Here is an 8317-nt window from a genome sequence, read left to right as displayed (position 1 = left end):
TCAATAATTCTTTCTGTTCATCTTCACTTAATTCAACTGGTAAAGCCACGTTAAACTCTTTTGCATAGCGTGAATTTGCTCGCCGATCTTTTCTTTCGACTTCATTCCATAATTTCTCTCTATCACTCGCCCATGCTGGCGCATTCTTTGGTGTCAAAATAAAGCTTTCTGGCGTGACTGACCGAGCATAAAAATAGCTTCGTCCTTCTTTTTGATCGAATAACTTTTCACCACTTCGATAAGCAGATCCAGCAATGGCACTACGTCCTTTACCAGCACTAATATTTTGAAAACTCATGTGAAAAATTGCCATGTCGGTCACCACCTTTTTTTGGGTTTATGGGTTTGCTTTTGTTGTCGCCAACGGCGACTTCTGATACAAGGGTTTAGCATAATAACACAACCAACTTTAGTTGTTGTGTGTAAGTGCGCACATTGACCTAGTTTCACTCGGTCTGCTGATTCTCCTGAATTTATTTTTAGTGTATGCCTTCCGCTTCGCTATTTCAACTTTTATACTTTGACTTAACGTTTCCTATATGATATAGTTTCGGTGATTATTTCTAATATGATTGGAGGAATCGTTATGTCTAAAAGTAACTTAGAAAAACAAGAAGCTAAATTAAAAGCCCTTAATCAGAAAATTAAGGACGAAAAAAATAAGATTGAACAACGGCTAGGTAAACAAATCATCAGTCAAGCCAATTTAGATTATGCTAATTTGTCTAACGATCAGATTAAGCTTTTAGCTAAGCAATTTTCTGAATTTTTAAAGGTAAAGTCCGTAGATCATTAGCCATACGAGATGGGGAAATTCCATTCCTAATCAATATGAAAAACTAGTCGAGAAGCAAGCGCGTTTAAAACAAAAAATTGATCGGGAAGATTTTAAATTACGACAATCTAAATACTATGAAAATCGGCAAGCCCGTAAAGCCCGTTCTCGCCGATTAATTCAAAAAGGGGCTTTATTAGAAAAGTACTTTCAAGCTAATAACCTCTCGGTCGAACAAACCGAAGAACTTTTAAAAACATTTGCTGACTATGTTAACACCCATAAACCGGATAAATTCAAAAACGATCAGCCTAATAACTAGCCCGATCGTTTTTTATTTTCTGAATCATTAATGGGATTTCTAATTTTTAAATCTGGATTATTTTTAACAAAGTCATTTAGTTGTTTCTGTATAGCTGACTCAAAGGTGATTTTGGGATTTATCCAAGGAAAGTTATGCAAATTATTTTTGATCACCTGGTCGTGTTCTCGTCTGTAAACTCACACAAATTTTTGGCTATTATCGTAGATCACGACATTATCAGCTTTGAATGCAACTGCTGCTAAATTTTGATTTGATTGATTATATCGCTTTTTAACAACTTCATCTGATACACCGTGCCCACCCTTTTTGACCCGCTCATGAACCCGATTAATTGCAACTTTTTCGCTTTTTAAAGCCACATATAAAAGTGTTACTTCAAAACATTTTGGTGAGCCCGATCGATTAAATTTAATTGTGCCTTTCCTTGCCCAGACAAGGTTGTTTCAACATGGATACTCCGCCCGATATCTAAAGCCGCTGGAATTGTTTTATTTCTTCTCGCATTGCCCTAAAGTTATCACGATCTTTATACCAATCGCCACCCATTTTTTGTAGGATTTCATCGGCATTTAATCGTTTGGAGTGAGTAAATAATTCGGGTCTCGCGCGATATAAAGTGCTTTTACCAGCGCCGTTTATCCCCGCAACGATGATGTATCTCTTTAGCTCACTCATGTTAAATCACGAAATGCTTTTCGTTGATAATCTTCTCTTGACGTTTATCTAAGAGGTAAGTGTGTAACGCGTCAAACAGCTTGCGTTTATCAGGATCTGGATTATATGCCGCTTGTTCCCAAATGTCTTGAATATTGACTGCCCAGGGGTCAGCCAACAATTGATCAATTGTTTCGATTTCTTTGCTGGGTTTGGTCATTTAAAAAGCTCCTATCCCGTTTTATAGCTCAGCTATCGTCAATTCGGCCACTTAAGGCACCTATTTTTACTTCTAAGCGATTTTAAAGCAGTTTTAATATAATTATGCATGTAACACTTAAAACGGCTTAAATGAGTCCATATGACGTTTAATTTCAAGAACGCTCATTGTCAGTGTTCTGTTCTTCGGGGTGTTTGGCCGCATATTCTCTAGCCGCTTGTTTATTCCACCAAACGCCAAATAGGTTTTGCATGGTGCCGTACAAGTAGTTTTCCACGTTCTTGATATGCTTTTCATTGCTTCTTAGGGCGTTAAAGTAGCGTCTCAAGGCTTTAGTCATCAAAGATTTTAGTTCTTCATCGTCTAGTGGGATTAGAACGCCAATGTCCTGATGATCCTTCTCAACTCGGTACTTAGCATTTAAGATAATGCCAATGAACCGGCGCATTTGTTGTGGAGTTCGGCACCAGAGGCTAAGTAATTGCACGGCTTCGGGTTCTAAGAAAACGGGGAGCCCACTGTCTTCATCAGTTAAGAAGTCATTAGCATGATTTATGAGATCATGGTTTTGCTTTTCGATTTCATCTGGTGAGAAACATGCTGTGGAAAAGTTCAACTTTTGAGTATCTATATTGTATCTGTTTTTGTCTCTTTCTTTAGGTTCTCTATATAGATTAAGTCCATTTTTTGAACTTCCGCTCGTAGCAAGGGTTTGAGAGCTTTTTTGACCAAATTTGCCGCGTAAATAGACATCGGTTGCTTTCACATCGAGCTTGGACAGATAGGTAGATTGTAAAATTAATCCGACCGCTGTTCGGACAAAAAAGATCAGCTTCCTTTAAAATGGTGCTTAGAACCTGTCTAGTATAACCTATTCCGAACGAATTAAAATCGAAACCTTTTGTGAACTAGGGCTGTCCAATATCCAAATGGGCGTTCGGTTGAACCGATCACCGTCAACAATTTCTTATGAATTATCTCGATGTCAACCTTATCAGGCTGAATTAGCACAAACAGATGCCGAATACAAGCGATCACGATGTGGGTAGTAATGAACGCTTTAATCGGAATTTACGTTATTTTTATCCTAAAGGGACTCGTTTTGAGCACATTAGTGCTCAAGATTTAACGACGACGTTACTCCAAATTAACCAGCGACCGCTTAAAATACTCGACTGGCAAACACCGTATCAGATTATGCTGACAAATTTGTCCAAAAATTCGGATTAAATTTGCAATCTACCATTAACACGGTTCTGACCATTTTAGGTATGCTAGGTGTAATTACAGACGTACAAACTGTAAACGTCTCACAGGACACGACAGGCACCTTAGAACATGTTACAAACGAGGTGGACTCCGCTAGCCAAGCTGATAAAGCACCAACTAGTGCGAACGTTTCTAATGTGACCTCAACTAGTGCTGAGATTAAAGTAGATGACAAAGCTGAATAAAGTAAAAAGGTCTATCCTCAATTGGGTAGGCCTTTTTATTGTGCAATTTTAAGCTAGTTAACATAATGCGGCTCATCCCAAGTAACCCCCTCACTCCCTGATAAAACAACGATCCGTTATTTTTCCTTTGTGAAATTTGACGGTAGAGGAGTGGTCTAGATGAAAAATCCCCACAAAATCAGTAAACTCACTTTGTGAATTTAACCGCCTAAACTCCTAGACCATTGCGCCAATCGTGCCTGACACCAGTCCAAAAAATCCCGTTCTGAAATCGTTGGTGTTCCCGTCAATAACTTTTTTGTGATGGGCTCCTCACCTAAAGCCGTCTCAATTAACCCAACCACTAAATAATCTGTCTGTTTCGTAACCCAATTTTGTGGTTTCGCCCCAAAGACTTTCGCCAAACTAAAAGCTTGATCCCGATTCATGGTAGTTAGACGTCCGGTAAAAGCAATCTCACAATCTCTTAAATCAAGCATTTTAAATCATCAACTTTCTTGATTCTAATGTTGGTTTTGACTTGACGGGTTATGGTTTTCCATTCAGTTTAGAGGGAGTGACGTTTTGAGCGCAGAATTGTTCCCTGGAAACAGCTATTTGGAATAACTGAACCAGAGTGCAATTCTACGCTAAGGTTTCCCCCTAGTTCGTCGGTCGTTAACGCCCGTCGCTTGTCTGTACAATTGCGGTATTGCTACCACCACTCATTATAAACCTACGTTTTCGGTTTAACCTACTAAAAAACGCCCTAGTAGGCGTTGGCAATACGTATTTATGTTTGTTCGATCACCAACTAATCAGTAGCACCAAGCCGAAGCTTCGTTTTACCACCCGCGCCGTTAATGGTCGCGCTCACCATTCACCACCCAGCCGTACAGATGACCTTGTTGTGGTATAGCCAGACTTATTGAAGTCGCACTGGCAAACGTGTCCCCTTGGATTTAGACCCCAGCTTGTCCCCTAGGGCTTTAAAAATCGCACCGGCCATGATATAATAACCATTAATCAAATGATTTTTGTGGCGCTCACCAATGGCTGTTGGTGGGTGTTTTTTTATGTTCTATTTATCGATTTCATTTAGAATTATAGCTCAACCACAACAAAAGTCAATGGTTTTAAAAACTAGCACTACAGCACTACAACACTATAGAACAAAAGAACTACAGCACTACGGAATATAAGCACTACAGAACTATAGAACTATAGAACTACGGAACTAAAGAACTACGGCACTGTTTTTTCTTTTAGTAAATGCTTGCACATAGGGCTTAAAGCTATACGGTAGTGCTAGCACTACGGAACTAAAGAACTACAGCACTATAGAACATAAGCACTACAGAACAACAGCATTATAGAACTAAAGAACCAAAGAACTAGCGCACTATAGCACTATATAGTGTTGATTCAAAAACGATATAGTGCTAATATAACAACAATCGTTAGGAGGCATTATCATGACACAAACCATAACATTTGGAAATTTTAAAGGCGGAGTTGGAAAAACTAGTAATTCAACATTAGTAGCTCTAGACCTTAGCAATCGTGGTTACAAAACACTACTAGTTGATTTGGACCCCCAAGGAAACGCCACAAATCTACTCTTGAATACTAAAGTTAATATTGATGGAAAAGTTGGCCATTTTAAAAAATCTCTCATGGCTAGTATTGAAGATGGCGATTTAACTCAATCTTTAATACATATAAAAGAAAACTTCGATATCCTAGCTTCTGCACCTGACTTTGCTCTTTTCCCACGCTATATGGAAAAAATCAAAGACTATAATGAACGCGTCAAAGAATTCAGTAATCTTATCAAGCCTATTAAAGATAAATATGATTATGTCATCATAGATACGCCGCCTACTATCTCGTTAATCACCGATTCAGCATTGTATGCCAGCGATTATTGTGTAATTGTTATGCAAACTCATGAACATAGTTTTGAGGGAGCTCAAGCATTTATAGAGTATATCCAGGAACAAGTTATTGATACCTACAAGGCTCCCCGTTTGGAAATCGTTGGTATATTGGCTGTTCTATTGCAAGCCGGAGCTCCTGTAGATGAAGCAACTATTCAAAATGCTATTAATCAATTTGGAACTGAAAACATTTTTAAACATAAAATTCACTCGATGCAGAGGATCAAGCGTTATGGAATAACTGGTATTACTTTCAATACTCAGTTTGATAGGCGTGTATTCAAAGTATACAAAGACGTAACTGACGAGATGCTAAAAAGAATGGAGGCAATTGAAAATGGCTAATAAATTGATTCGGTCTAACCGCAACCCAATTAAGCCAGATAAGCAGGCTGAAATTTCGGATTTTTCAAATTCAAATAAAGGAATTAAAACCCCACAAAATCAAGTTGCTTCGGTTACTTTTGACACAAACCTAAAAATCAACAACCACATTAGAAACAAATTGCAAGCAATGGCTGTATTAGGGTATAGTGACAATCAAAAGGCAGCTATTGAAGTAGCTTTATCTGTTTATATTGAATCTTTGACTTCAGACGAACGTAAAGAATTAGAATTTCAAATTGATTCTTTAGAAAAACGTGATGTACGCGTAAAAAGTAAATAATCACGCGCGCTCAGACAACACGTTCAGCTTTTAGACGTATACTTGTCCGTTTAAATGAAGCAGAATGTACAAAAAAAGTCCTCTTTGGTAGATTGCAAATTTGTTTTCATCATCAAAACTCCTTTTTAAGTCCGTATGCTAATTTGTTTGTAAGTGCAATAAATAAATCGATTATTCTTTAACGCCTGTAATTGAGAAAAAGGCAAATCAAAAATTCCTATTTTAAAAAGAATGGCACAATCGAATAACTTGTATGCAAATATTCAATTGTCTATAATTAGATTTAGAAGGATGCAATTTAGATAATGGAGGATTTCATATGAAAAGATTTAGACTTTGGTCAAAAATATCAATTATCATTTCTATATCTCAACTTTTATTAGCCATTTTTAAAGAAATCCAAAACTATAACAAATCTAAAAAACATCCTTCGAAAAATAAGAGAGGATGATGTTTTATGCATTGGTTATGGGTTTTAATTATTGGTGCCATCATTGGTGCTATTGCTGGAGCAATTACTAGCAAAGGAAAATCAATGGGGTGGATTGCTAATATTGTTGCCGGATTAGTTGGTTCCTCTATTGGAGAAGCTATACTCGGATCTTGGGGCCCTCAATTAGCCGGAATGGCAATTATTCCTTCAATTATTGGAGCAGTAATTGTTGTTGCTGTAGTTTCTTTCTTTGTCGGTAAATCAAAGAATTAGTTTTTAAGCTTCATTTAAGGTTCTTATACTAATTATAGATGCTAACTTAGTTAGCACCCCTCGACTTTGTTGTGAGCGAAGCCAATTAATAATATTCCTGACCCACTTAGTTTTAAACTAAGTGGGCTTTTTTTGTTCCTTAAATACCCTATCAAGTTCACCAGACAGCAGATTCCCATCTTCATCACAGGCTACCAGCTGGCAACGACACCTTGGATGAGTATCCGTGACTGGAATCGGTGCTTGTCCATAGGCAAATTTTTGTCTATCAAGTGGTTCACAAATATCACAAACACGATCATCTTCCTCGGTTAACCACATCACATACTGAACATTCTGTTCATCATACGCTCTATTCTTACCACCGTTGCTATTGCGTATAGCTTCATTAGTTGTTAACGTATGAATTCTGGATAGCATTTGGTTCATAGGCGTTGCTAAATTGTCATCAATTCGATCACCGCTTTGAGGAATACTGCGGGTCATTTTATTGATGTCTGATTTTTTCATGCGGCGACTCAAACCCTTGTTCAGGGTTTCTTTCATTCGTGTCGTCATGACGTCGCCATGCACCCAAATTCGTTGAGAATACTCAGCTTGGTTGGCTACTTTATCTGGAACTGTTGATAGTTTATTAGGGCTTGAATTATTATAGCCATCGATATACTGCTGTTTAAGTTCATTCACTGCAAATGATTCACTTTTTGCTGTAGCAATATTCATACCGGCGCCAATCATTGCACCCAACATATCACGCCGAGAAATAGATGCTTGGGCAAAGATTGCTTGCAAGCGTTTAGACAATTTGTCACTAGGACTAGCGTTAGCTAGCATTTCATCAATTGCTTGGTAAAAGGTAGATGATGCAGTATATATTGCTATATTCACTAGTGACAAAACTAGAGTTGACCAAATCCTTCAATTGATTGGCAACGACAATGTTGAATGTACTGATTATCTTGAAGATAACTTTTTTGCTTGGATGTTTTGGAAATATGATCGAAACAACAGGCAAATTAATTCTGATATTGGATTGCCAGCAAGTTACGTTTCTTTGAAAGAAGACTGATACTAATGTCACCTTGAAGATATTCACTAACGACTTCTGCTTTTAATTCTGAACTATATTTGACCATAGAAAAAGTGCTCCATAACTGTTAGATTTCTTGTCTAACAATTATGGAGAACTTTACCTGTCTTAGATTTTAGAAGTATCACTTGGTTTCTCAATTAACTTAAACCGTCGCTGCTGCGTGCGTTTACTAATCCCCGTCTTTCGTTCAATCATCTTATAAGTCATGCCTTGTTTTCGCAACTCATAAGCAAATCTGATCTGTTCATCAGAATACGTTTTCGGTCGCCCTTCCCGAAACAACGGATCATGTTGCTTGGCATACAATTTACCTTCTTGTGTGCGCGTGACAATCATATCGCGTTCAAACTGCGCAAAGGCGCTAAATATTGTAAAGACTAATTGGCCAGTCGGCGTATTGTCAATTAAGCCCATATTCAAAATGTTGACTTTGACATTTTCTTTAAACAACTCTTGGATAATGGCTAATGCCTCGCGCGTGTTCCGTGCAAACCGATCCAACTT

General features: G+C 37.9%; 10 protein-coding genes and 4 pseudogenes. 6 read left to right on the top strand and 8 right to left on the bottom strand.

Translation table 11 applies throughout. The features are described 5' to 3' along the window. Nucleotides 1–313: MobA/MobL family protein (locus ACYVR3_RS15685; RefSeq protein WP_461244962.1), on the bottom strand; the 313-nt coding region annotated here is incomplete at its 3' end. Between the two features lie 255 nt (nt 314–568). Here ACYVR3_RS15685 and ACYVR3_RS15680 point away from each other — a divergent pair. After that, complete coding sequence (locus ACYVR3_RS15680) at nt 569–796, top strand: hypothetical protein (protein ID WP_071665499.1); 228 nt, start codon at nt 569–571, stop codon at nt 794–796. Nucleotides 797–818: 22 nt separating this feature from the next. Further along, nucleotides 819–1097, top strand: a complete 279-nt coding sequence (locus tag ACYVR3_RS15675) for a hypothetical protein (RefSeq protein ID WP_461244963.1) — start codon at nt 819–821, stop codon at nt 1095–1097. Here the strand turns inward: ACYVR3_RS15675 and ACYVR3_RS15670 are convergent. The 3 genes and pseudogenes from ACYVR3_RS15670 to ACYVR3_RS15660 form a co-directional block, all read right to left on the bottom strand. After that, nucleotides 1087–1775 (bottom strand): annotated as a pseudogene (locus ACYVR3_RS15670) (zeta toxin family protein). The gene ACYVR3_RS15675 and the pseudogene ACYVR3_RS15670 overlap by 11 nt on opposite strands. A 1-nt stretch (nt 1776) precedes the next feature. Further along, nucleotides 1777–1974: a hypothetical protein gene (locus ACYVR3_RS15665; RefSeq protein ID WP_076633348.1), complete on the bottom strand. Its 198-nt coding sequence runs from the start codon at nt 1972–1974 to the stop codon at nt 1777–1779. A gap of 154 nt (nt 1975–2128) precedes the next feature. Continuing rightward, nucleotides 2129–2758: pseudogene (locus ACYVR3_RS15660) on the bottom strand (replication initiator protein A); the annotation flags it as partial. 73 nt (nt 2759–2831) lie between these two features. Between ACYVR3_RS15660 and ACYVR3_RS15655 the strand changes: the two are divergent. Then, nucleotides 2832–3204, top strand: a pseudogene (locus ACYVR3_RS15655) (helix-turn-helix domain-containing protein). 424 nt (nt 3205–3628) lie between these two features. Here ACYVR3_RS15655 and ACYVR3_RS15650 read toward each other — a convergent pair. After that, nucleotides 3629–3907, bottom strand: a complete 279-nt coding sequence (locus tag ACYVR3_RS15650; protein WP_024855821.1) for a BRCT domain-containing protein — start codon at nt 3905–3907, stop codon at nt 3629–3631. 975 nt (nt 3908–4882) lie between these two features. Between ACYVR3_RS15650 and ACYVR3_RS15645 the strand changes: the two genes are divergently transcribed. From ACYVR3_RS15645 to ACYVR3_RS15635, 3 genes are all read left to right on the top strand, one after another. Beyond that, nucleotides 4883–5692, top strand: coding sequence for a ParA family protein (locus ACYVR3_RS15645; protein ID WP_015474642.1), 810 nt, complete (start codon nt 4883–4885; stop codon nt 5690–5692). Beyond that, nucleotides 5685–6014 (top strand): DUF5388 domain-containing protein, encoded by a 330-nt coding sequence (locus ACYVR3_RS15640; RefSeq protein ID WP_041816175.1) that lies wholly within the window; start codon nt 5685–5687, stop codon nt 6012–6014. Before ACYVR3_RS15645 ends, ACYVR3_RS15640 begins: the two co-directional genes overlap by 8 nt. Nucleotides 6015–6471: 457 nt before the next feature. Continuing rightward, a complete protein-coding gene (locus tag ACYVR3_RS15635; RefSeq protein WP_003606447.1) occupies nt 6472–6720 on the top strand; it encodes a GlsB/YeaQ/YmgE family stress response membrane protein in 249 nt (82 codons plus the stop codon). Nucleotides 6721–6837: 117 nt separating this feature from the next. On the opposite strand, the gene ACYVR3_RS15630 is transcribed toward ACYVR3_RS15635, so the two are convergent. The 3 genes and pseudogenes from ACYVR3_RS15630 to ACYVR3_RS15620 form a co-directional block, all read right to left on the bottom strand. Then, the gene (locus tag ACYVR3_RS15630; protein ID WP_225425844.1) at nt 6838–7608 is read right to left on the bottom strand and encodes a phage minor head protein; all 771 of its coding nucleotides are present in this window, start codon (nt 7606–7608) and stop codon (nt 6838–6840) included. Nucleotides 7609–7748: 140 nt separating this feature from the next. Continuing rightward, nucleotides 7749–7856: pseudogene (locus ACYVR3_RS15625) on the bottom strand (helix-turn-helix domain-containing protein); the annotation flags it as partial. Nucleotides 7857–7918: 62 nt separating this feature from the next. Then, a partial coding sequence (locus ACYVR3_RS15620; protein ID WP_461244961.1) for a recombinase family protein occupies nt 7919–8317 on the bottom strand: 399 nt, incomplete at its 5' end.

It is taken from the genome of Secundilactobacillus muriivasis (assembly GCF_054785195.1).
The sequence above is the reverse complement of the archived record's forward strand: the minus strand, read 5'-3'. Positions and strand labels throughout refer to the sequence as shown.

What these genes read in the sequence shown, in the direction of transcription:
- ACYVR3_RS15680 (WP_071665499.1), top strand. Translation starts at nt 569, where the DNA reads ATGATTGGAGGAATCGTTATGTCTAAAAGTAACTTAGAAAAACAAGAA.
- ACYVR3_RS15665 (WP_076633348.1), bottom strand. Translation starts at nt 1,974, where the DNA reads ATGACCAAACCCAGCAAAGAAATCGAAACAATTGATCAATTGTTGGCT.
- ACYVR3_RS15650 (WP_024855821.1), bottom strand. Translation starts at nt 3,907, where the DNA reads ATGCTTGATTTAAGAGATTGTGAGATTGCTTTTACCGGACGTCTAACT.
- ACYVR3_RS15645 (WP_015474642.1), top strand. Translation starts at nt 4,883, where the DNA reads ATGACACAAACCATAACATTTGGAAATTTTAAAGGCGGAGTTGGAAAA.
- ACYVR3_RS15640 (WP_041816175.1), top strand. Translation starts at nt 5,685, where the DNA reads ATGGCTAATAAATTGATTCGGTCTAACCGCAACCCAATTAAGCCAGAT.
- ACYVR3_RS15635 (WP_003606447.1), top strand. Translation starts at nt 6,472, where the DNA reads ATGCATTGGTTATGGGTTTTAATTATTGGTGCCATCATTGGTGCTATT.